The organism is Sphingomonas silueang (assembly GCF_040049155.1).
Taxonomy (GTDB): Bacteria; Pseudomonadota; Alphaproteobacteria; order Sphingomonadales; family Sphingomonadaceae; genus Sphingomonas; species Sphingomonas silueang.
Genome location: NZ_JBDZDK010000001.1, coordinates 413,556 through 436,313 on the forward strand (window position 1 = coordinate 413,556; position 22,758 = coordinate 436,313).

Annotated in this window: 14 protein-coding genes; 2 read left to right on the forward strand and 12 right to left on the reverse strand. The window is 68.7% G+C overall.

Annotated elements, in window-relative coordinates; all coding sequences use genetic code 11:
* Position 1: 1 nt before the first annotated feature.
* The 4 genes from cas9 to ABLE43_RS01720 form a co-directional block, all read right to left on the reverse strand.
* Positions 2-3,145, reverse strand: coding sequence for a type II CRISPR RNA-guided endonuclease Cas9 (gene cas9, locus ABLE43_RS01705; RefSeq protein ID WP_348976733.1), 3,144 nt, complete (start codon positions 3,143-3,145; stop codon positions 2-4).
* A 438-nt stretch (positions 3,146-3,583) separates the two neighbouring features.
* Complete coding sequence (locus ABLE43_RS01710) at positions 3,584-3,712, reverse strand: hypothetical protein (protein WP_348976734.1); 129 nt, start codon at positions 3,710-3,712, stop codon at positions 3,584-3,586.
* A 59-nt stretch (positions 3,713-3,771) separates the two neighbouring features.
* Positions 3,772-4,317, reverse strand: coding sequence for a gluconokinase (locus ABLE43_RS01715; RefSeq protein WP_348976735.1), 546 nt, complete (start codon positions 4,315-4,317; stop codon positions 3,772-3,774).
* Positions 4,317-7,337 (reverse strand): TonB-dependent receptor plug domain-containing protein, encoded by a 3,021-nt coding sequence (locus ABLE43_RS01720; RefSeq protein ID WP_348976736.1) that lies wholly within the window; start codon positions 7,335-7,337, stop codon positions 4,317-4,319. The genes ABLE43_RS01715 and ABLE43_RS01720 overlap by 1 nt, the downstream gene beginning before the upstream one ends.
* A gap of 223 nt (positions 7,338-7,560) precedes the next feature.
* Here ABLE43_RS01720 and ABLE43_RS01725 point away from each other — a divergent pair, with 223 nt between their 5' ends.
* Both ABLE43_RS01725 and ABLE43_RS01730 read left to right on the forward strand, forming a co-directional pair.
* Entirely contained in the window at positions 7,561-8,916 is a 1,356-nt protein-coding gene (locus ABLE43_RS01725) for a GntP family permease (protein ID WP_348976737.1), read from the forward strand.
* Positions 8,917-8,933: 17 nt separating this feature from the next.
* A complete protein-coding gene (locus ABLE43_RS01730; RefSeq protein ID WP_348976738.1) occupies positions 8,934-9,611 on the forward strand; it encodes a FadR/GntR family transcriptional regulator in 678 nt (225 codons plus the stop codon).
* Positions 9,612-9,644: 33 nt separating this feature from the next.
* On the opposite strand, the gene ABLE43_RS01735 is transcribed toward ABLE43_RS01730, so the two are convergent.
* From ABLE43_RS01735 to ABLE43_RS01770, 8 genes are all read right to left on the reverse strand, one after another.
* Positions 9,645-10,823, reverse strand: coding sequence for an acetyl-CoA C-acyltransferase (locus ABLE43_RS01735; RefSeq protein WP_348976739.1), 1,179 nt, complete (start codon positions 10,821-10,823; stop codon positions 9,645-9,647).
* Positions 10,820-11,722, reverse strand: coding sequence for an SDR family NAD(P)-dependent oxidoreductase (locus ABLE43_RS01740; RefSeq protein WP_348976809.1), 903 nt, complete (start codon positions 11,720-11,722; stop codon positions 10,820-10,822). The genes ABLE43_RS01735 and ABLE43_RS01740 overlap by 4 nt, the downstream gene beginning before the upstream one ends.
* 20 nt (positions 11,723-11,742) lie before the next feature.
* Positions 11,743-13,305, reverse strand: a complete 1,563-nt coding sequence (locus ABLE43_RS01745) for an AMP-binding protein (RefSeq protein WP_348976740.1) — start codon at positions 13,303-13,305, stop codon at positions 11,743-11,745.
* Entirely contained in the window at positions 13,302-14,936 is a 1,635-nt protein-coding gene (locus tag ABLE43_RS01750) for a carboxylesterase/lipase family protein (protein WP_348976741.1), read from the reverse strand. The genes ABLE43_RS01745 and ABLE43_RS01750 overlap by 4 nt, the downstream gene beginning before the upstream one ends.
* Positions 14,933-16,228: a spinster family MFS transporter gene (locus ABLE43_RS01755; protein ID WP_348976742.1), complete on the reverse strand. Its 1,296-nt coding sequence runs from the start codon at positions 16,226-16,228 to the stop codon at positions 14,933-14,935. The genes ABLE43_RS01750 and ABLE43_RS01755 overlap by 4 nt, the downstream gene beginning before the upstream one ends.
* 3 nt (positions 16,229-16,231) lie before the next feature.
* Positions 16,232-18,544 (reverse strand): TonB-dependent receptor, encoded by a 2,313-nt coding sequence (locus ABLE43_RS01760; RefSeq protein WP_348976743.1) that lies wholly within the window; start codon positions 18,542-18,544, stop codon positions 16,232-16,234.
* A 142-nt stretch (positions 18,545-18,686) separates the two neighbouring features.
* On the reverse strand, positions 18,687-19,316 hold the full coding sequence (locus tag ABLE43_RS01765; RefSeq protein WP_425475222.1) for a TetR/AcrR family transcriptional regulator: 630 nt from the start codon (positions 19,314-19,316) through the stop codon (positions 18,687-18,689).
* Positions 19,317-19,459: 143 nt separating this feature from the next.
* Positions 19,460-22,555 (reverse strand): TonB-dependent receptor, encoded by a 3,096-nt coding sequence (locus tag ABLE43_RS01770; protein ID WP_348976745.1) that lies wholly within the window; start codon positions 22,553-22,555, stop codon positions 19,460-19,462.
* Positions 22,556-22,758: the final 203 nt, after the last annotated feature.

Consider the following 22,758-nt stretch of genomic DNA (forward strand, 5'->3'; position numbering starts at 1 on the left):
GCTACATCCGCGGGCCGGGATCGAAGATGCGGCCGAGCGGATCGACGCGCAGCTGGCGGGCCCTGGCCTTCACGATGCTGCTCCCCGACAGATAGACGTATTTGAAGGGGTCCTGGTCGTTCGGCAGCCGGTCCCGCTCCTGCAGCTTGCCCGCTTCGTTGGCGGGTACGAGCGTGAGGCGGCCCTGCACGTTGAAGCCCGCCACCTTCAGGATCTCGCGCGGTCCGCCGTTGCGCTCGACGGCGATCAGGTCGTTCTGCCGCAGCTTCAGCAGGCGCCGGGCGGCGGGATGCGGGCGATCGTCGGCCCTGGGCTGATGCGCGTCGAACATCGTGACGACGCGGGTCTTGAGACCGCCGTCCGGCAGCCGCCACAGCTCGAACCGGGCGTTGGCATCGCCCTTATAGGCCTTGTACACGCGGCCCGACGCATCACGGATCGGGATCACGTTCAACGCCTCGCGCTTGCGGACGCGGCGGATGCCCCGGAAGACGGGATGCGCTTCCCGGAACCGTCGCAACGCCGCCTCGAACGGCTTGCCGGTCAGATCGCGGGTCCATTGCCGGAGCGCCTCGCGCAGCGCCCGGTCGGGGATACGGTCGGCGACGGTCAGGTCGGCGGGCTTGAGGCTGGCGAACGGCACGCGGTGCACCACGATCGGCGTCCTGCCGTCCGCCGCCACATCGCCGGTCAGGCCATAGGCGGTGTCGTTGTGCAGCCGCCCGCTCGTCACGTCGCGGTGGCGCGAGGGGGCTTTCTTGCGCCCGTGATCCGCCTTGTGGCTGGTGGTGACGCGGTTGATCGCATCGCCCAGCGCGTCGCGGAACCCCTCCCACGGCGGGTCGAGCCCCTCGAACAGGCGGTCGAGGTCCCGTTCCTCCGCCTGCGCCGCGGTGCGGGCGATGCGCTGGAGCAGGCCGCGGTCGGTCACGGCGGTCACCGCCGCGTCGATCGCATGGTGGCGATGGTCCAGCCGGTTCTTCGGCGCGTTGCTGTGCGCGTTCGCGACATAATTATGGTCCCACAACAGGCTGTTCAGCCCCCACAGCCGCCGCAGCATCGCCGTCATCCGCCCCGGGATCACATAGACGCGACCGCCCTCGTCGCGCGCATACAGCGCGCGCAGATATTTGCCCGCCAGCCGCGACAGATACTGGGTGTCGGTCAACTGCCGCGCGAGATAGCCGCCGTCGCGCTCCACGCGCTGCATCGCGTCGGGGCCGAAGCGCCATTGCCTGGACCTGTGCAGCCGCGCGACCTGTTCGGCGATCCGGTCCCAGCGATCGGGGTCATGCCCCCAGCGCTCGTAGGGGGTCTGGTTGCCCTTCTGCCGGTTGCAGTGGCGGTGGGCGACGACCTTGTTCCCGGCGCTGTCGTCGAGCGAGCGGGAATAGGGGATGATATGGTCGATGTCCGCCTCGCCGGAGAACAGCGCGCGCATGCCGATCGGCTCGGCGCAATAGGGGCAGCGCCGGTCGAGCGGGTTGGCCGGGTTCAGTTCCTCCCACAGCTTCAGCAGCGCGCGATTGGCGCCGGTGTTGGCGATGCCCTCCGCTTCCAGCTTGTTGCCGCGCGCGATCGCCGCCTCGGTATCGCGGCGGATACGGGCCTCGTGCTGCTTCTTGTCGTCCTCGCTGAGGTTCAGCTCGCGTGCCAGCTCCACGACGATCTCGTCGGGGCGGCCGTGGACGGCGATGATCGCGTTGACCAGCTTTTCGAGCTGGCGCAGCCCGATATGGACGGTGGGATTGGTGATCTTGCCCCAGCGCCGCTCCAGCGGGTCGGAGATATGCGGCGTTCCCGGCGGGATGTCGCTGGCCAGCAGCTCGCCGTAATAGGGGAGGAAGGGCAGGCCGTCGTCCGCGCGATCGTCGCTGTGATGCCAGCCCGCGGACTGGACGGCCTTGTCATAGGGGATGACGTCCTGCTTCAGCGCCGCGAGGATCGATCGCGTGGCGGTCTCGCCGAGGCGGCCATAGCCCTCGGGCAGCGGCGCCGTGGCGGTCGCGCGGGCCGCCGCCTCGTCCAGGCCGCATTCGCCGGTCAGGAAGGCGTGCAGCCGGTCCGGGTCTTCCTCGTCGAGCAAGCGCTGGATGATGGTCCATTGCTGTTCGGCGGACTTGTGCGCCCATGCGCTGCCGAACCGCTTGCGGTCGGCCAGCGCGGCATGGACCTCGTTGCCGCGCAGCGCCTTGCGCGTCTCGCTCGCCTTGTTGAAGCTCTCGCCGGGCTGGAGCTTCAGCCGCTTGGCCAAGGTCGCGAAGCTGACTTCCTTCTTGCCGCGCAGCTCGAGGATCAGCGCGTCGCGCTGGTCGGGCGTCAGCTTGCGCGGCGCTTCGCCCGGCGTCGTGATCTCCAGATGATTGACCTCCTCGTACAGCCGCCGCTCCTGGAACAGGGGATGGGCCTTGGGCAGCCGGGGTTCGGACGGCACGAAGGTGCAGTTGCCGACCACCGGCGCCTTGAGCGGGCGCTGATAGAACAGGATGCGGTGCAGCGCCGCGCGCGCCGCGTCGGTCAGCAGCGCGGGATGATGCGGTGCCTGCGCCTCCCAGATTCGCGCGAATTCATGCTCGATATGGCGGCGTTGCGGGTAGAAGTCATATTCCTGGCTCTCGCCGTTCAGCCGGACGCGCTTCTCCGCCCGACCGGCGAGGAACTGGCCGAGCGTATCCGCGCCCGCCTCCGCCATCGCATGGCGGAGCGCCTCGGCCCCGCCCGCGATCTTGCCCTCCTTGCCGTCCCTGCTGCGCCGTTCGGCCTTGCGGTTGGACAGGAAGCCGCGCCGCTGGTTCAGATGGAACAGCGCGCGCCCGATGGCATGCGGCTCCAGCCGTTCGTCGAGGGCGCGGGCGCGGAGCTCATAGGGATCGCGCTCGGCGACGAGCTTCGCCTCCTCGGCGTCGGCGGGCATCAGTCCATAACGGACCAACGCATCGAGAAACGCCGAGCGCCGCCTGATATAGCGGTCGCGCCGCCGCCGCATCGCCCGCGCCGTGCGGCGATCGACGGCAAGCGACGTCCCCGACTGCGGATCGCGACCGTCGCCGAAGATCCGGACCCCGATATCGACGATCCCGCTTCCGCGTTCGATCAGGCACCAGCCGATGCTGTTGGTGCCGATATCGAGCCCGAGCCTGCGCATGTTCCACCCTCCGCGCCCGAATTTACCCATTCTCTGTGCCCAAATTTGCGGGGCTTTCAGAGAGGGAGCAAGCGCGCGTCGTGTCGAAAACCGACTAAACTATAGTTTCGTAAGTCATTCTAGGCGATCTAAATGATTGACGTGCGTAAGCAAGGGGATTTATGCATTGTTCATGCGCTATGTGGGCGATAGCGATCCGGGTCCAAACCGAGTCCGTCATCGCCCAACGCTTCGCGAGCGGTGCCAACATAATGCAAAGGGGACGGAAATCCATACCCGTTCCCGGTTTAGAAACCCGCGCATTCCGTTCGGCTGATGCCAAGGCATTCTAGTTGCGGCTGGCCCTTGACAGTCTCTGACGCGCATGGAACCATCGCTGCCTCAGAGATCGCGGCCAGCTGTTAACAAGCAGCTCGACTGCACCAAATAAGGGCGGGGCTACGGCCCCGCCTTTTCCTTGTCGCGATGCGCGCCGATCGTCGCGCCCGCATCCTGTGCGAAGCGGCGGTTCCGCAAGCGCCGGGCCGAACGGTTCGTCCGTTCGAGCAGCGGGATGCCGACCACCATTTCCGGTTTCTGCACCCGCGGGCCGAGGGCGAACCGCTATGCGCGGCGCGCCGTTCGCGTCAGTCGGGCCGGGCGGCGCGCAGCCATGCGACGACCCGCTCCATGACACGGCCGTCGTCTTCTCCGGCCCCGAAACTGCTTGCGAGTTCGTCGGTGCCGAGCGGCTCGAACAGGGCCAGCTGGCTGTCGAGCAGGCTGACCGGCATATAGTGGCCCGGTCGGGAACACATGCGCCGCGCCAGTTCCGCGCGATCGACCGCGAGGTGGACGAAGGCCGTGTCGCAGCCGGTCGCGCCGCGCAGCCGGTCGCGGTAGGTGCGTCGCAGCGCCGAGCAGGCCGCCACGGCGACGCTGCCGCCGCGTGCCGCATCGCCGAGCGCGGCCCCCAGCCGGTCGAGCCACGGCCAGCGATCGGCATCGGTCAGCGCCACCCCGGCGGCCATCTTGGCGATGCTGTCCGCCGAATGGAACGCATCGCCTTCGAGGTACCGGCAATCCAGCACCTGCGACAACGACCGGCCGAGCGTGGTCTTGCCGCTGCCGCTGACGCCCATCACGATGATCGCCAGCGGCTTCGCGGCCGCCCGGTTCGGCACCCGCGGCATCAGAAGCTGACCCGCGCACCCAGGCGGAAGGTGCGGCCCAGCACGTCATAGAGCAGCGGGTTGGCGCCGAAATTGTTCGGTACCGCCTGATGGAAGGGATAGGGGCTCTTGTCGGCGATATTGTCGACCTTGAAATAGGCCTCGATCGCGTCGTTCACCTTGTAGGTGCCGCCGATGTCGAAATAGAGCGCGCCGTTCATCCGGTTGTCGTCGATGGTCGGGTGGTTGACCGTCGGGGCCGGGCAGTTGGTGCGGCATTCGACGTACATGCGGTTGAGCACGCCGTCGCTGAACCAGCGCTCGGTCACGGTGAGCGACGCGCGCTCGCCGGTCCAGCCCTGCGTCGCGAAGATCTTCCAGTGCGGGATCGCGCCGCTGTTGTTGCCCGCCGACTGGATCGGTTCCTGCCCGGCGATGCCGGTGGTGGTGATGAAGTTGCGGGCATGGCTGGCCAGCGCGCGCAGCACGATGCGGCCCGGCAGGTTCAGCCGGTCGAGCCCGAACTGGTAGCTCGTCTCGATATCGAGGCCGTTGGTGTAGATCGACGCGAGGTTGATCGCCTGGATCGTCACGAAACTGGGGTTGCTGCCCGATCCGGTCAGGAAGACGTTGCCGCACAGCGCGGTATTCCCGGCAAAGCACAGGTCGACCGTCTGCTGCGGCGTGATCGTCGAGATGAGGTCGCTCACCCGGATGCGGAAATAGTCGACCGATACGCTGAAGCCCCGCAGCCACGAAGGGTTGCTCAGGACGACGCCGAACTGGTCGGTACGGCCGATTTCGGGCCGCAGATCGGGATTGCCGATCGCCCGGCTCTGCGCGGTGACGGCGGTGCGCGATACGGGATCGTTGACCGTGATGTTGATGATCGTCGGCGGCGCGAACAATTCGCTGAGATTGGGGGCGCGGACGTCCTTCGATATCACCGAGCGCACGCGCAACCCGTCGAGCGGCGTTTCCCACGTACCCCCGACCTTCCACGTGGCGACGAAGCCCGACGTGCTGTACTGCGTCGCGCGGCCCGCGACGTTGAGATTGGCGGTGCCGAGCGCATCGCTGTCGAACAGCGGCGTGTCGAACTCGACGAAACTCTCCCACACATGATAGCGGCCGTTGCCGTTCTTGAAATTGCCCGCGTACCAGTTGTTGCCGAGCGCGCTGTTGAGCAGGGGGTCGGCGGGATAGTCGGGCGTGTTCGGGCTGACCGCCGTCACCCCGGCGCCATAGGCGTCGGCGCGTGCGCGATACGCCTCGCGCCGGTATTCGACGCCCGCGGCGACCGACAGCGGCCCGGCCCACAGGTCGACGGGATTGCCGCTGATGCTGCCGCTGAACGCGGTCTCGGTCTGGCGCACGCGCTGGAACGGGCCGTTCGCCGGCGTGATATAGGCGAGCGTCGCGGCGCTGGGCGCCAGGCCGCCGATGATGTTGAGCGGTACGCAGCCCGACGCCCGCGCCGCTTCCGACCGGCAGACGATCGCACCGCTCGCGTCACGCACCGCATCGATCGCGGCGTTGTAGCGCGGCGTCAGGGTGATGTCCTCGACATCGATCGCGGTCTTGTTGATGCCGTATTGCAGATAGCTGTTGTAGGTCCATTCGGTACCCAGCAGCTCGCCCCGCCCGTCCATGCCGATCACGAAGCGGGACTGTTCGCGCGTCGGGTTCACGCTGATGAATTCCGGCAGCACGGCGTTCGACACGCCATATTGGAAGCTGGTGATGCCCGCGGCGGCGCAGCGTGCCTGGATCGATGCCGGGACGAACGGATTGCCGCACTGGATCGTCAGGTTGGCGTTCTTGAATGCCCCCGGATTGGGCGTGTTGCGCGACGTAACCCGCGAGACGTTGACCGTCGCGAACAGGATGTTGCGGTCGCCCAGGTCGTAGGCGATGCGTCCGTATCCGTTCAGCCGCGCCAGCTTCGCCACCATGCTGGTGCCGTTGCCCACGTTGCCGCTGGTATCGCCGCCGACGCAGAACGGGGTGATGCAGCCGGTGACCGCGCCGGTGCCGGTGGCCAAGCCGTTCGACCCGTACTGGAAGGCGAAGGGCGCGCCGTTGACGTCGAACGCGGTGCCCTGCAACGGGCCCGACGTGATGAGGCCGTATTTGGCGAACTGGAAATCCTGTGCGTTCAGGATGCGGGTGATCTGCGGCGCACCGGCGGGGGTGTTGGCGATGGTGCGCACCTGAAGGCTGGGTGCCCGGAACCAGGTGCGCCCGTTGGGGCCGGGACCGTTGCCGAAGCCGTTGCCGGGGATGCCGCCCTCGTAGCTGTATTCCCCGCTGACGATCACGCGCAGCCGGTCGTCGGCGAAGGCCCGGCCCCACGCGGCCTGCGCGGTCACGGTCTCGTTGTCGCCGTAGGTCGTGATCGACCCCAGGACATTGGCCTTGAACCCCTCGAACTTCGTGTCGGTCACGAAGTTGATGACACCGGCGACCGCGTCCGATCCGTAGGAGGCCGATGCGCCGCCCGTCACCACGTCCACCCGCTGGATCAGCAGCTGCGGCAGCTGGCTGACGTCGGGCACGCCGGTGACGTTCGCCGGAACGATCCGCTGCCCGTCGAGCAGCGTCAGCGTGCGGATGGTGCCGAGGCCGCGCAGGTTGAAGGAGCTCAGGCCGTTCTGGCCGGTGCTGGTATTGTTGGTGCCGACGCTCGCGCCGGTGCTGCCCTGCAACGAAGGCAACTGGGTGATGGCGTTGAAGACGTTGGGCTGGGCGCTGCCCGCCAGTTGCTCGGCGCCCAGCACCGTCGTCGGCGTCGGCGCGGTATAGCCGTCGGCCTTGATCCGCGATCCGGTGACGACGATGTCCGAGACGGCCGCATCGGTTGCCTGCGCGTCGTCCGCGGGCGGGACAGGTGCCTGATCGGATGCGGGGGCCGCCGCTTGCGCCGCCGGTGTCTCGGCGGGGACCGGCCCGGCGGCCTGGGCGCGCGCCGCGGGCGGCACGCTCAGGGCACAGACGGCCCCGGACAGCAAGAGCGCGGATCGCACGACATAAGCCTTCATCATCTCTCCCCTTGTTGCGCGGCTTCGCTATCGCGAAGTCTCTCACGTTTGTCCGACAGGTCGAGCGAATCCGGGGTTCGCCACGTAAATCTGTCTGACTGAATCAGGCGATATTGCGGTCGATACGGCGTGTCAACGGCGATTCCGGTTGCGTCGCGGACCGTATCGGTCCTACAGCTTCCGTCTGACAGATGCGTGAAGCAACGCACAGACGGGAGAGCGTATGACGAGCGGCGACCTGCACCTCATCCTTGCGAGCTGCGCCGGGATCGCGTTGTCGATCTGGTTGATCGCCCGGATCGGCTTCCACCCCTTCTTCGGCCTGTTGTGCGGCGCGCTGGCGATCGGCGTGCTGGCCGGGCTGGGCCCGGCACCCACGGTCGCCGCGATCGAGAAGGGATTCGGCGACATCCTCGGCGGTACCGGCCTCGTCGTGGCGCTGGGGCTGGGCCTCGGGACGATCCTCCAGATATCCGGGGGGGCGCAGGCGCTGGCGGGCGCGATCTTCCGCCGCACCGGCGAGCGCCACGCCGCGCTGGGCGCGCTGGCGGCGGCACTGCTGCTCGGCCTGCCGCTGTTCTTCGAGACCGGGGTCGTCCTGCTCCTGCCGATCATCGCCGCGGGGATCCCGGCGGGCGACGACCGGCGGCGGCTGACGGTGATGCTCTCCGCCCTCGCGGGGCTGTCGGTGCTGCATGCGCTGCTGCCGCCGCATCCCGGGCCGCTGGTCGCCGCGGGCATCCTGCAGGCGCCGGTCGGCGCGATCCTCCCGATCGGGCTGCTCGCCGCGATCCCGACCGCGCTGGTCGCCGGGCCGCTGCTGGCGCGCCTGACGACCCGCCATGTCGGCCCGACCGATCCGCCGATCCTGATCCAGCCCGAATCGGCGCAGGCGTCGGCGGCACGGGCGAGCGTGGCGCTGCTGTTCCCCGTCGTGCTCATCGCGTCCGGCGCGGTCGTGCGTGCGACGATCCCCGGTGGCGGGGACGCCGCGGCGGCGAGCGGCCTTCCCGGCGTGCTGCTGGCGCTGGCCGATCCGGTGACGGCGCTGCTGCTGGCGAACCTGCTGGCGCTGGCGCTGCTGTTTCCCCGGCGCATCGGGGAGAAGGCGCTGCACGAGAATATCTGGGCGGAGGCGGTGCGCCCGGCGGCCGGGATCGTGCTGAGCATCGGCGCGGGCGGCTCGCTCAAGCAGGTGCTGGTGGGGGCGGGGCTGCCGCAGGTGTTCGGCAAGCTAGCCGACACGCAGATCGCATCGCCGCTGGTGATCGCATGGCTGGTCGCCGCCGCGATCCGGGTCGCGACCGGATCGGCGACCGTCGCGACGATCACCGCGGCGGGCATCATGTCGAGCGTCGTCGCGGGGAGCGCGATTCCGGCGTACTGGTTCGTGCTGGCGATCGGCACCGGATCGGTGTTCCTCAGCCATGTCAACGATCCGGGCTTCTGGCTGGTACGCGGCTATCTCGGCACGAGCGTCGCCGACACGCTCAGGCTGTGGTCGACGCTGGAAACGGTGATCGCGGTGTTCGGTTTGCTGATGGTGCTGCTGCTGCACTATGCCTCGACGCTGATCTGACACGGAAAACCGCCACCATGCAGCCGACCCGCCTCGCCGATGACACCTATGCCGCGATCGTCGCGATGATCGAGGACGAGGGGATGCGGGTCGGCCACCGCCTGCCCGCCGAAACCCAGCTTGCCGAGACGATCGGCGTGTCGCGCAGCGTCGTGCGCGAGGCGCTGGCGCGGCTCGCCTCCGACGGGGTGACCGAGTCGCGGCGCGGCGCGGGTTCGTTCGTCGTGCGCCTGCCCTCGCAACTGCTCAAGCGCCATGTCGACGGTGCCAGCCTGTCGGGCACGCTCGGCACCTATGAGGTCCGGTTCGTACTGGAGGCGGAGGCCGCCCGGCTCGCGGCGATCCGCCGGTCCGGCCCGCAGGTCGAGGTGATCGTGCATCGTCTCGACGAGCTGCGCCGTGCGCTCCGCTCCAGCCAGCCCGCCGACGGCGAGGACATGGAACTGCATCGCGCGATCATGGCGGCGACCGGCAACGGGTCGTTCGTCGAAGCCTTCAACGCGCTGGAGCCGGACATCGGCCGGGTGATGAAGGCCGGGGTCGATATCTCCCGCTCGCGTCCGTCCCATGTCATCGATGCGATGATCGACGAGCACGAGCACATCGTCGAGGCGATCCGCCATTCGGACCCCGAACGCGCGGCGCTCGCGATGCGCTGGCATCTGTCGCAGGGAAGACGGCGCCTGATGCCGTGACGACGGCGCCGTCAGGCGACCGCTGCGCGGCGCCTACAGCACCTCGAACAGCCCGGCCGCGCCCATGCCGCCGCCGACGCACATCGTCACGACGACATATCTCGCGCCGCGGCGCCTGCCCTCGATCAGCGCATGGCCGGTCATGCGGGCGCCCGACATGCCATAGGGGTGCCCGATCGAGATCGCGCCGCCGTTCACGTTCAGCAGTTCGTCCGGAATGCCCAGCCGGTCGCGGCAATAGACCACCTGCACCGCGAACGCCTCGTTCAACTCCCACAGGCCGATGTCGTCCATCGTCAGGCCGAAGCGCCGCAGCAGCCTGGGCACTGCGAAGACCGGACCGATGCCCATCTCGTCGGGCGTCGTCCCGGCCACCGCCATGCCGACGTAGCGGCCGAGCGGCGCAAGGCCCCGCCGCGCCGCCAGCCCCGCTTCCATCACCACGCACGCGGACGCGCCGTCCGACAACTGGCTGGCGTTGCCCGCGGTGACGACCCCGCCGTCGACTACCGGCCGCAGCGCGCCGAGGGCGTCGAGGGTCGTGTCGGGACGATTGCCCTCGTCGCGGGTCACGCGAACCTCGCGCAGCGCGGTTTCGCCGGTCGCCTTGTCGGTCACGGACATGACGGCATCGACGGCCAGCATCTCGTCGTCGAAGGCGCCGCGCGCCTGCGCGGCCGCCGTGCGCTGCTGCGACCGGAGGGCATAGGCGTCCTGCACGTCGCGGCCGATGCCGTAGCGCGCGGCCACCGTCTCCGCCGTCTGGAGCATCGGCATGTACATGTCGGGCACCATCGCCCGCAGTTCGGGGTCCTCGGTGATGCGCAGCGCCGGGGTCTGGACCAGCGAGATCGATTCCACGCCGCCTGCGACCACCACGTCCATCCGGTCGTGGACGACCTGCCTGGCGGCGGTCGCGATCGTCATCAGGCCCGATGCGCACTGGCGATCGATCGACATGCCGGAGACGCTGGGCGGCAGACCGGCACGCAGCGCCGCGGTCCGGCCGATCGTCGCCTGATGCCCCTGCTGGAGCGATGCGCCGAGCAGCACATCGTCGATCTCCGCCGGATCGAGCCCGGCGCGTTCGACCACGCCGCGGATCGCATGCGCGGCGAGCGTCGGTGCCGGGGTCGCATTGAACGCCCCGCGATAGGCCCGGCCGATCGGCGTGCGGGCGGTCGCCACGATGACCGCGTCGCGCGCGCTCATGCGGCGGCCTCCGCATTCTCGCGCTGCCCGAGCGCCTGCTGCGCGCTGTGCACCTCGCGTTCGGCCTGGAAGAAGCCGTAGGGCGGGATCATCTCGCCACCCCGGTCGCACACCGCGTCCCAGCGTTCGACCACCGCCGTATCCGCGTCCGTGCCGCCGCCGATATAGGTTCCTTTCGTCAGCGTGACGTTCGCCGCCGCGAAATGCCCGCCGCCCGCGCACAGGATCGCCCGCGTCGGGGCCGCTTCGCCGACCAGCGCCAGCAGGCCGTTGCTGACCAGCGCCGGGTCGAGCCGCGACAGACTGTCGTCGGGCAGCACGCCGTGCGTCATCTGCGTCGCGGCGGTCGGGGCCAGCGCATTGACGCGAATGCCGTATTTCGCGCCCTCGATCGCCAGCGTCTGCATCAGCCCGACCAGCGCCATCTTGGCCGCGCCGTAATTGGCCTGCCCGAAATTGCCGTACAGCCCCGACGACGAGGTGGTCATCACGATCCGGCCATATCGCTGCTCGCGCATCGGCTCCCACACCGCATGCGAACAGATCGCCGCCCCCATCAGGTGCACGTCGATGACGCTGCGGAAATCGGCCATGGTCATCTTGGCGAAGCTCCGGTCGCGCAGGATGCCCGCGTTGTTGACGAGGATGTCGATCCGCCCCCATTCGCCAAGGACAGCGGCGACGCCCGCGCGGACGGCATCCTCGTCCGTCACCGATCCGGCCAGCGCCATCGCCTGTCCGCCCGCATCGCGGATCTCGCGCGCGACGGCTTCGGCATTATCCGCCGACACGTCGTTCACCACGACCCGTGCGCCGTGCCGGGCGAGGAACCGCGCATGGCTCCGGCCAAGGCCGCCACCCGCGCCGGTCACGATCGCGACCCGATCCTGAAGCTGCATCATCTCATCCTTCCTGAAATTCATTGCCCATGCTCGGCACGCAGCCGCAGCTTGTCGATCTTGCCGGTCGCGGCCAGCGGCATCGCGGGCAACCGCACCACCGCATCGGGAATCCACCACGGCGCCACCCGCCCGCGCAGCGCCGCCAGCAGCGCCTCGTCGCGGATATCGGCACCGTCGCGCAGTTCGACGACGAGGACCGGCCGCTCGCCCCATTTCACGTCGCTGCGCCCGATCACCGCCGCCATCGATACCTGCGGCAGCGCGCCGACCACGCCCTCGATCTCCGCCGGGTTGATCCATTCGCCGCCCGACTTGATGAGGTCCTTGGCGCGCCCGGTGATGAACAGGTCGCCGTCGGGACCGATCCGCGCCAGATCGCCGGTCGCGAACCAGCCCGCCGCATCGGTCGCCGGTTCGGCCTGTCCGAAATAGCGTTCGACCACCGCCGCGCCGCGCACCCGCAAATGCCCCTCGACCCCGCGCTGTTCGGGCAGCGCCACGCCGTCGGCATCGGTCAGCAACAGGTCGATGCCGATCGCGGGCCGTCCGGACGATGCCGCCTCGCCCCGGCCCGGCGGGGCGAAGGTGCCGGCCGGCGACAGCTCGGTCATGCCCCAGCTGGTCTGCACCGTCACCCCCAGCCGCCGTTCGAGCCGCGCCATCAGCGCGGGCGGCATCGGCGCGCCGCCGACGATGATCCGCTTCAGGCCGGGCAGGTCGCCGCCGACGGCGTCGAGATGCTCGACCAGCCCCAGCCACACCGTCGGCACGCCGACCGCGATCGTCACGCCCTCCGCCGCGATCAGCCGCGCGAGGCTCGCCCCGTCGGTCGCGCGCCCCGGCAGGACCAGCGTCGCGCCGACCGCAGGCACCGCGAAGGGCAGCCCCCAGGCATTGGCATGGAACATCGGCACCGCCGCCAGCACCCGGTCGTCGGCGGTGATCGCCATCACATCGGCCTGCAGGCTGCGCAGCGTGTGCAGGAAACACGCGCGATGGGTGTAGGTCACGCCCTTGGGCCGCCCGGTCGTGCCCGAGGTGAAGCACAGCCCCGACGGCGTGCGCTCGTCGAAGCCGCCCCATGCCGCCGTCGCACCCGGTTCGACCAGCGTGTCGAGGCCCGCGACCGCCGCCGTCCCGTCGATCGCCAGCACGACGGGCGGCACGTCGAGCAATGCCGCGACCGCCTGCGCCAGCGGGACCAGATCGGCGCTCGCCACCACGATCCTCGCCCGCGATTGCCCGAGCATGTCGGCCAGTTGCGCCGCGGTCAGCCGGGGGTTGAGCGTATGGCACGCCGCACCGATCCCCATGATCGCATACCAGGTCTCGACATGCGCCTGGCTGTTCCATGCCAGCGTCGCGACATGGTCGCCGACGCCGATCCCCTGCGCCAGCAGCGCCGCCGAGATCGCCCGCGCCCGCGCCTCCAGCGCGGCATAGCCGATCCGCCGGGTGCCGCCGTCCGGGGCGGCGGTCACCACCTCTGCCATCGGATGCCATTTGCCCGCATGGGTCAGGAACCGGTCGAGCGTCAGCGGGAAATCCTGCATCGCGCCCGCCATCGTCTCGCGGGTCATCGGCATGCTCCCGCCGGGGCCAGCACCGGGGAGGCGACGCCGACGTTCCAGTTCCACGGCTGATCGCCCGCCGCCCGGCGGCGGCAGGTCGCGGCCTCGTGCAGCGCATAGGTGCCCGGCAGCAGATGGGTGCCCGGGCGCGGCCTGCCCGCGAACGCCATGTAACGGGCACCGTCGCCATAGGCGGGCCATGCCGGGGCGTCCTTGGCGTGCGGCACGCCGGTCTTCGCGAACGACGACCAGTAGCCGATCATCGCCGCCGACAGCGCGCGTTCGCGCGGGGTGTCGGGCACGCTGGGCCAGAGCGGCGGCATGTCGCGCGCCGTGCCGAAGACATAGGGGATTTCCGCCGCATGAAAGGCGTGCAGGCCGTTGTCGTCCGCCGCCGGATAGCCATGGTCGAAATAATAGAGATAGGCATGCTGCCCCGCCGCCGTCTGGCTGCGCGCGAGCCGGGTCGAGGTCCAGCCGTACATCGCGTCGCGGGTCGTCGCGAGCATCGATTCCGCCGTCGTCGCGGGCGGGTACAGCGCGAGGAACGGGCCTGCGAGGTCGCCGTAGCGCGCGCGGATCGTTGCGACATAGGCTGCCGCATCGGCGGGGGCGGGGGGCAGCAGGAACCGCAGCGAGCGGATCTCGCCCGCGTTGAACCCGGTCAGGATCGGCACCTTCGCCTGCTCGCCCCGGTCGAACGTGTCGACCAGCTGCCGCCGCAGCCATATGCCGTCGACGCTGCCCCACGGGATATAGCCCGCCGCCGCCGCCTTCTGCACCAGTGTCGTCGCAGGCATCGCCCGCAGCGCCGCCAGATCGCGCGCGCCGACCGCAGCGGCGACGCGCACGCCCTCCGCCTCCGCCGACGGCGTGCCGTTGGCGGCAGCGTGCAGTTCGGGCGTGGAGATCATATAGGCGCTCTGCGCGATCGCGCGGTGGAACAGGCCGCGCGCGGCGGGCGATGCCATCAGATACAGGGTGCTGAGCGCGCCCGCCGATTCGCCCGCCAGCGTCACCTTGTCCGGATCGCCGCCGAACCCGGCGATGTTGCGCCGGACCCAGCGCAGCGCCGCGACCTGATCCATCAGCCCGTAATTGCCGGAGAGGCGCTGGTCGTTCTCGGCGCTGAGCGCCGGATGGGCAAGATAGCCGAGCGCGCCGAGGCGATAGTTGATCGACACGACCACCAGCCCCTGTTCGGCCAGCCTGCGCCCGTCGAACATCGATTCATGGCCATAGCCCGCGATCAGCGACCCGCCATGGACCCACACCAGCACCGGATAGCGGCCCGGCGTGCGCGGCCGCCAGACGTTGAGCGCAAGGCAGTCCTCGCTCATCCGGCGCGGCGGATCGGCATAGATGCTGCCGGTGCGCGGTGCAGGCTGGACACAGGCATCGGCGAAGTCGGTCGCCTTGCGGGTGTCGCGCCAGTCGGCGGCGGGGAGGGGCGGCTTCCAGCGCAGCTCGCCGATCGGTGCCCGGGCATAGGGGATGCCGCGGAATACGTCGGTTTCGCCGAGGCGAACCCCCTCGACCTTGCCCGCAGGCAGGGTGGCGACCGGGCCGGGGGCGGCGATCGCCTGCCCATAGCCCGCGAGCACGGCCAGCGCCGCGCCGAACGTCCAGGCGCGCGTCATCGTACGTCTCCGGTTTCCCTGGCGATGGCACGGCCGAGCGCGAGGAACAGCAGCACCGCGACCGCGTAGAAGGGCAGCAGCGTGTAGAACGCCATCTGCAACGGACGGGCATGGCCCGCTTCCGCGAACCAGTCGCTCGCCGCCCCCAGATAGGTGGGGCCGAGGCCGAGCCCGATCAGGTTCATCACCAGCAGCAGCAACGCGCCCGCCATCACCCGCTGTGCCGGGGGCACCGATTCCTGCACCAGCGCGACGGCGGGCGAGAGGTAGAAATAGTTGAGCCCCATCGGCAGCACCAGCAGCGCCATCGCCAGCTGCCATCCCGGTGCGGCGATGAAGGCGGCGAAGAACGGCGCGGCGACGATCAGCGCGAAGGCGGGGATGAAGGCATAGGCCCGCCGGTCGCGCGGCACGAAACGGTCGACCATCCGTCCGGCAAGGAAGATGCCGCCGCCCATCGAGACGAGCACCAGCAGCGCGTACCAGACCGCGACCTGGTTCAGCGTCATCCCCTTTTCCTCCATCAGGAACAGGGTGGTGAAATTGGCGGCGGCATAGGTGATGAACTGGTTGGCGCCGGTGGCCAGCGCGGTCAGCAGCAGCACCCGGCGGGTGAAGAACATGCGACAGGTAGGCCAGAACGGCGCGCGCTCGATCGGAGCGCTGTTGGTGGCGACGTCCAGCCCGCCGCGCTTCGGCTCGCGCACCGTCAGGAACACGACGACCGCCGTGGCGACGCCGACGATGCCGAGCGCCATGAACGCATCGCGCCAGCTGTAGGCCGCGGCGATCGATGCGCCGAACGCGACGCCCAGCGCGTTGCCGATCGGCGGCCCCAGATTGTACAGGCCGAGCGCGGTGCCGCGGGTGCCGGGACGGAAATAGTCGGAGAGGATGGCATAGGACGGCGGGACGCCGCCCGCCTCGCCCACGCCGACCGTCATCCGCGCGCCCGCGAGCTGCCCGTAATTGCCCGCAAGGCCGCAGGCCGCGGTCGCGGCGCTCCACAAGGCGCAGGCGAAGGCGACGACCCGCACCCGGTTGCTGCGATCGGCGAACCATGCGACCGGCACCGACAACACGCAGTAGAACAGCGCGAAATACAGCCCGCTGATGAGACCGATCTGGCCGTGCGTCAGCCCCAGCTCGTCGCGGATCGGCTTGGCGAGGATCGCCAGCAGCTGCCGGTCGAGGAAGTTCAGCACATAGACGAAGCACAGGATGGCAAGGACGAACCACGCACGGCGGCTCGCGGGCGGGGCGGCGGTTGCCGCCGGGGCGATCGTCGCCACCGCTCAGATGCCCTTGGCCAGACGGATGCCGATCGTGCGCGGGCGCAGCGTCCCGAACCGGCTGGCGAAGAACGCCTCGGGGTGGATGTAGGTCACCGAATGGTCGTCGGTGACGTTCTCGACATAGAGTTGGGCGAACCAGTCGCCATGGCGCAGCCCGGCGGACAGGTTGAGGTTCACATATTCGTCGGTCTCGCCGAAGGTCGGCAGGCGCGCGCGCGGATTGCCGGGCACGTTCGGAAACGAGCTGTTGTACGATCCGACATATTGCGCGTTGACCGTGAAATTGGCGTTCCAGTCGGGCTTCAGGTCGAAGCCGTAGGTGATCGACGTCGATCCCTGCAACCGCGGCGCCGACAGCCGGTGGCCGAGCACCGCACCCGAAATCGCGGCCTCCGCAGCAGTCAGTTCGGTGATCTTGGCGTCGTTATAGGCGGCGTTCAGCCCGAGGACGAGGCCGGTGGTCGGGATCACCGCCATCTCCACCTCGAACCCCTTGCTGCGCGCCGCGCCGACATTGGTCGCGAACTGCACCGAATCCGAGATGCGGTTGGCCTGGACCTGGATGTTGCTCCAGTCGATGACATAGGCGGCGGCGTTGATCGTCACCCGCCCGTCCAGCCAGCGTCCCTTGGCGCCCACCTCATAGCTCTTCAGGTCGTCCGACGATGCGCCGTCGGGGATCACCAGATCGGCCGGATTGACCGTGCTGACCCGGCCCGCAAAGGCGTTGACCACCGGCCCGCGATAGCCGGTCGCGAAGGTCGCATAGGTCGTGATGTGATCGACCGGCTTGAAGCTCGCGCTCAGCTTGTACGACGGCTTCGATCCGCGCGCCTCGCGGCCCTCGGCGGCCTGATACGGCGTCAGCGTCAGCGGCCCGCGCCGTCCGGTCAGCGCGGCGACGAAATAGTTGCTGTTGTACCCGCCCGCCTCGGTAAAGCCCTGCGCGGTGATCCGGCCGTAGCGCAGCCCGCCGGTCAGCCAGAAGCGCGGCGAGAAGCGATAGGTCAGCTCGCCGAACCCGGCCAGTTCGCGGTTGAACTGGTGGGTGTACTGCTTCTGGTAATATTGGTCGGGCAGCCCGGTGATCCCGCGCGCCTGCAGGAACGGCAGCGACGAGCGGTACAGGAAATCGACGTCGCGCCGCCGGTCGAGATAGAAGCCGCCGACGACGAACTGCAACGGCCCGTCGAACGTGGAGGCGAGGCGGGTTTCCTGCACGAACACCTTGTCAAAGGCATCGGCGTCGAGCCCGAAGGCGATCGCCCCGCCGAAGGTGTTGGCAAGATCGGCATAGAAGCGCTGGTCGAAATCCGAATAGGTGCTCGAACTGGTCAGCCGCGCGAAATCGAAGTCATAGTCGATCGTCGCGTTCAGGATCGTCTGCACGCCGGTGAAGCGGTCGGGCTGGTCCGACACGCGCTTCTCGCGGCCGAGCGACGGGCTGGTGAGCGACGAATCCCTGGGATCGCTGTTCTCGTAACTCGCCAGCAGGCGTACCGACAGCCGGTCGGTCGGCTTGGCGAGCAGGATCGCCCGCCCGCCATAGTTGATGAGCGTGTTCGCGTTCTTCACGCCGGTCCCGACGTTGTCGAGATAGCCTTCCTCGTTGCGGTAGAAGCCGACCGCACGCAGCGCCAGCTTGTCCTCGACGATCGGCAGGTTGACCATCGCATTGTAGCGCTGGCGGAAACTGTCGCGGCCGGTCAGGCCGAGGTCGACGACGCCCGCCATGTCGACGTCGTTCAGGTCGGGGCTCTTGGTGAGGATGCGCATCGCGCCCGACAGCGATCCCGATCCGAACAGCGTGCCCTGCGGCCCGCGCAGGAACTCGACGCGCTCCACGTCGAACAGATTGGGGTCGACGACCGTGGTGTTGCCGATCGTCGACACCGGCAGCTCGTCGATATACACCGCGACGGTGCTTTGCAGGTTCGCGCCATAGCCGTTGGTGGCGATGCCGCGTACGGTGAAGTTGTTGAAATTCTGGGTCGGGCGGTTGAGCACCACGCCCGGCGTCTCGCGCGCGATCCCCTCGAACCCGACGATGCCCTCGCGGGTCAGTTCGCCCTGCTGGAACGCGGTGACGCTGATCGGCACGTCCTGGATGCGTTCGGCGCGGCGGGTGGCGGTGACGACGACCTCGCCGGTGCCGTTGTCGGCATCGGCGGTATCGCGATCGGTGCGGGCGGCCTGTCCCGAGGGGTCGGACGTCTGTTCGGCGGGCGGCGGTGCCACCTGCGCATGGGCCGACGATACCGACATGACCGCAAGCGCGCCGGCACATGCCGACGCATACAGGGAAACCCGCATGCACACTCTCCTGAGCGAGGCCGGCTGTTCGCGCCGGTCCTCGATGGGGGCATCATCGCAGCTTCCGCGGCGATGTCAACATTCACTATCGCGATCGTTAGTATTATTGCGGACGTGACCAAGGGCGGCGTATGGCCCCTTGCTACAGGGGTTTGGGCCCGGCGCAGATCGCCCGGAACCCGGCCGCCATGAAGTGCGCCATGCGCTGCTTGACCGCGACGAAGTCCTCCGACCGGCACAGCCCGCCCGACAATTTGTCGATCCGCCCGGTCCGCGCCAGCGTCAGCATCAGCGCGCCGGTGACGAAGTGATAGCCCCAGAAGATGTCGGTCCGGCTGCATTCGGGCATCGCGCGTTGCAGGATGTCGACCAGCCGCAGCACGACGGGGTCGAAATAATCGTCCATCATCTCCGCCCCCCATTCGGGGGTATTGGCCACCTGCGCACCGAGTGCCGCATAGTTGCGCCAGCCTTCGCCGCCCTGGATATACAGGTCGAGATCGGTGTCGAGGAACGCCTGCAACACGCCCTCCACGGTCGGCTTGTCGCCCGCGGCGCGTTCATACTCGTCGAGCGCGCGCATCCGCGTCTCGCTGGTGACGACCGCGCGGCGGGCGAACACCTGGTCGAACAGTTCCTTCTTGTCGCGGAAATAATAGCTCAGCAGCGTGCGGTGCACGCCGACCTGCTGCGCGACGTCCGCCAGCGTCACGCCATACAGGCCGTGCTTCGAGAACAGCCCCTCGGCCACGTCGAGGATCTGCTCGATCATGTCGGCGCGTTGCTCGGCCTTGCGCGAGGCGCGTCTGGTCGGTTTGGCGGTCGTCACGCGCCGTTCCTGTCAGCAGCGCCGATCCGCCGTCAAGCGCGACGGCGGATCGGCGGACGAAATTCGGGCGCGCGACGGGCGGTCGGTCAGAACCGGACGCTGACGCCCGCCGTAAGGCGACGGTCGGTCAGCCCCTGGAAGCACAGCACCGCGTTGTTGTTCACGCAGAACAGCTTCTGGTCGGACCGGGTCAGGTTGATGCCCTCGACGCCGATGTTGATGTTGTCGGTGATGTCGTAGTTGAGGCTGGCGTTCAGCTGGCCGCGCGCACCGGCGATGATCGGCAGGTTCCAGCGAAAGGCCTGATCGCTCGCGCTCATCGCGTAATGCGAGCGCCACGTATAGCGGACGCGGGCGTTCAGCCCGTATTTGTCGTAGAACAGCGTCGCATTATACGCATATCGGGACAGGTTGGTCAGGGGCACGAGGTTGGACAGCGAACCCCGCGCGAAGCCCAGCCCCGTGTCGGTCCGGCGCCCGACGTCGAGCGCGGCGCGATTGTAGGACTTGGCGCCGCCCACCTGCTGATAGGTGAAATTGCCGATGAAGCCGAACCCGGAGGCGAAGCCGATCGCGTCCTCATAGGCCGAAAGATCGTGCTGGAACGCGATCTCGACACCGGTCTGCGTCGTGGAGCCCGGCACGTTGAAGGTGGACGAAAGGCCCTGGCAGATGCCGTTGCCGGGGGGCGAAGCGGAGAGATTCCGATCCGGCAACGGGTTGTAGATGCCGCCGCCGGGGCAGCTGGGATCGATGGAGAATTGCGGGTTGCCCGCAGCGCTCGTGCCGATCGTGGGCGCGGGCTGCACCGTGTCGGCGAACAGGTTGTTCCGGCTCTTGTGGAAGAAGCCCAGGCTGATCAGGCTGGACGGCGTGAAATAATATTCCCCGGACAGGTCGTAGGACCAGACCGCCTCCGGCACCAGATCGGGGTTCCCGCCCGAGACGACGGCGGTGGCCGCGTTGCTGTAGGAATAGGAGGTCGACAAGGCGTCGAAGTCGGGCCGGCGGATGTCGCGCGCGAAGCCGGCGCGGACGAGCATCCGGTCTGCGGGTTCCAGTACCAGGCTGATTCGCGGCAGCAGGAACGAATAGCTGCTGTTCTTCGTCACGCTCGTGATCGATCCGGCATTCACGATGTTGTTGCCGGTCGAGGTCAGCTTCGTATGTACCCAGCGCAGGCCCGCATTGCCGCGCGCGGGCAGCCCGAACAGATCGGTGTTGCCGTTCATCTGGAAGTAGAGGGCGTTGGTCGTCTCCTTGATCCGGAAGAAGCCGGAGGCCGATTCGGTCGGTGCGGACAGCCGTGCGACCGCCGGATATTGCGGGTTGGCCGCATTGCTGGCCGCGATGGCGTTGTTCAGCGTGGCCAGCACCGCGCTCGGATCGTCGAACGCGCGATTGCCGTCGATGATGAGGAAGTCCGGGAAATACAGGGTGCGGCCGTCGGCGGCGTTGAAGTTGCTCGGCGCCTTGACCAGAAGGTCGGAGAAGCGGTTGCCGCTCGGTCGGTTGAAGCTGTTGTTCGCCAGTCCCGCGCCCGTCGCGTTGCTGTTCAACGTGATGTTGTTGACGACGTCGTTGTTGATGGCGGTGTTCCGGTTCCAGCGATAGCCGAAGTCGAAGGACGTGATGACCGGGGTGAAGCCCGTCGTGTCATAGGTGAGGTCGAGGCGCGCGGCCTTTTCCCTGTTGTCGGCACGATTGGCGCCCTGCTGCACCTGATACAGGCGGTAGTTGGCGGGATCGAGCAGCTGGGCCGTCGTCGGTGCCAGCGGGTTGGCCGTGTCGATGCCGGATTGCAGCCGCCCCCCCGTCAGGTCGAACCGCACCGGGGTCGAATTTCCCAGCGATCCGCGCCCGAACACCGGCTGGACCCCGTTCGGATTGATGAAATCGAGCGTGGTCGAGAAGTTCGGATTGACGGTTCTGGCGGTGGAGAGCGCGGCTTCCGCCCGGGCCCGGAGCTTGCCCGCTTCCCATTCCGCGCCGATGTCGAACACGCGGTTGCGCGTGACGCGCGATCCGGTGTCGCTCGACAGGCGCAGGTTGGGAACGAGGGTCGCGCCGCTAGCGCCCACCGCGCCGATGGTCCCGGCCAGGGTCGTCTGGATGGTGCCCAGATCGACGCGGCCCGTGGGCGTCTCCAGCGAACCCAGATCCACTGTCCCGAACGCGCTATGGTTGGCCGCATCCGCCGCGCCCGACACGCCGGACACCTGCACCCGGTTGCCCGCCTGCGCGCGCTGCTGGTCGTTGACGGTCGCGTCCGCATACAGGCGCAGGTTCGGCGCCGGTTTCCATTCCAGCGTGCCGGTGCCGGTCTTGGTCTCGTAGTTGAAGCGGTTCACTTCCTGCTGAAGGAACTGGACCTGCAGATAGTTGAAGGGCTGGTTGGCGTTGGCACCGGGCAGGTTGGCCGCCGTCGATGCGAAGCGCACGTTGTCGCGGTCGATCCGCGGCGCGAAGTTGGCGACGTCGGTGCGGCTGTAGCTGCCGCTGACGACGATGCCGATCTCCCCGATGCCGGTGTCCCACTTGTTGCCCAGCGTGGCGGAAAGGCGCGGCAGCGTGGTGCGTGCCAGATCGCTGCGCTCATATTGCGCGCGCGCCGCCACGAGCGGCTTGGTGAAACCCAGCGGGCGCAACGTGCGAAGGTTGATCGTGCCGCCGACCGAGCCCTCGATCGTCTTGGCCTCCGACACCTTCGTCACCTCCAGCGAGGCGATGATCGCGGCGGGAATATCCTCGAAGCTGATGCCCGACCGGCCCGCGCCCGAGCCGACGGTCGAGACGCCGTTGATCTCCGTCCGGTTGGCGTCCGTGCCGCGGATCTGGACCGCGGTGCCGACGCCCGCCTGGCGGGTGATCTGTACGCCGGTGACGTTCTCCAGCACCTCCGCCAGATTCTGGTCCGGCAGCTTGCCGATGTCCTGCGCCTGGATCACCTCGACCAGATTGTCCGACAGGCGCTTCTCGCCGAGCGCGCTCTGAAGCGAGGCGCGGATGCCGGTGACGATGATCTCCTCGTCGCCGGGCGCTGCGGCGGGCTGCGCCTGATCCGCGGGTGGCGGGGTCGGTTCCGCCTGTGGCGGCGCGGTCCTCGCATGCGCCGTCCCGGCGATCGTCAACAGGGCGGTTCCCCCCAGCAGCAGGGCGGTCGCCCCGAACCTGCCTGCCATATTCTGCGACTCGCGGATTGCCTCTCGGTGCATGCCTCGCTCCCCCAACATCTATATTTTGGGAGGAGCCTGCGATTGGACTGGGTGCATGTCAACCCATGATGCATGCCGATCATGTCGAATCTGCTGCGGGAACGGTTTACCTATTGCTAGTCCAGTCTTTGGCCAGTCGCTGCGGCGTGCTGGATCGTGACTGAGATTCT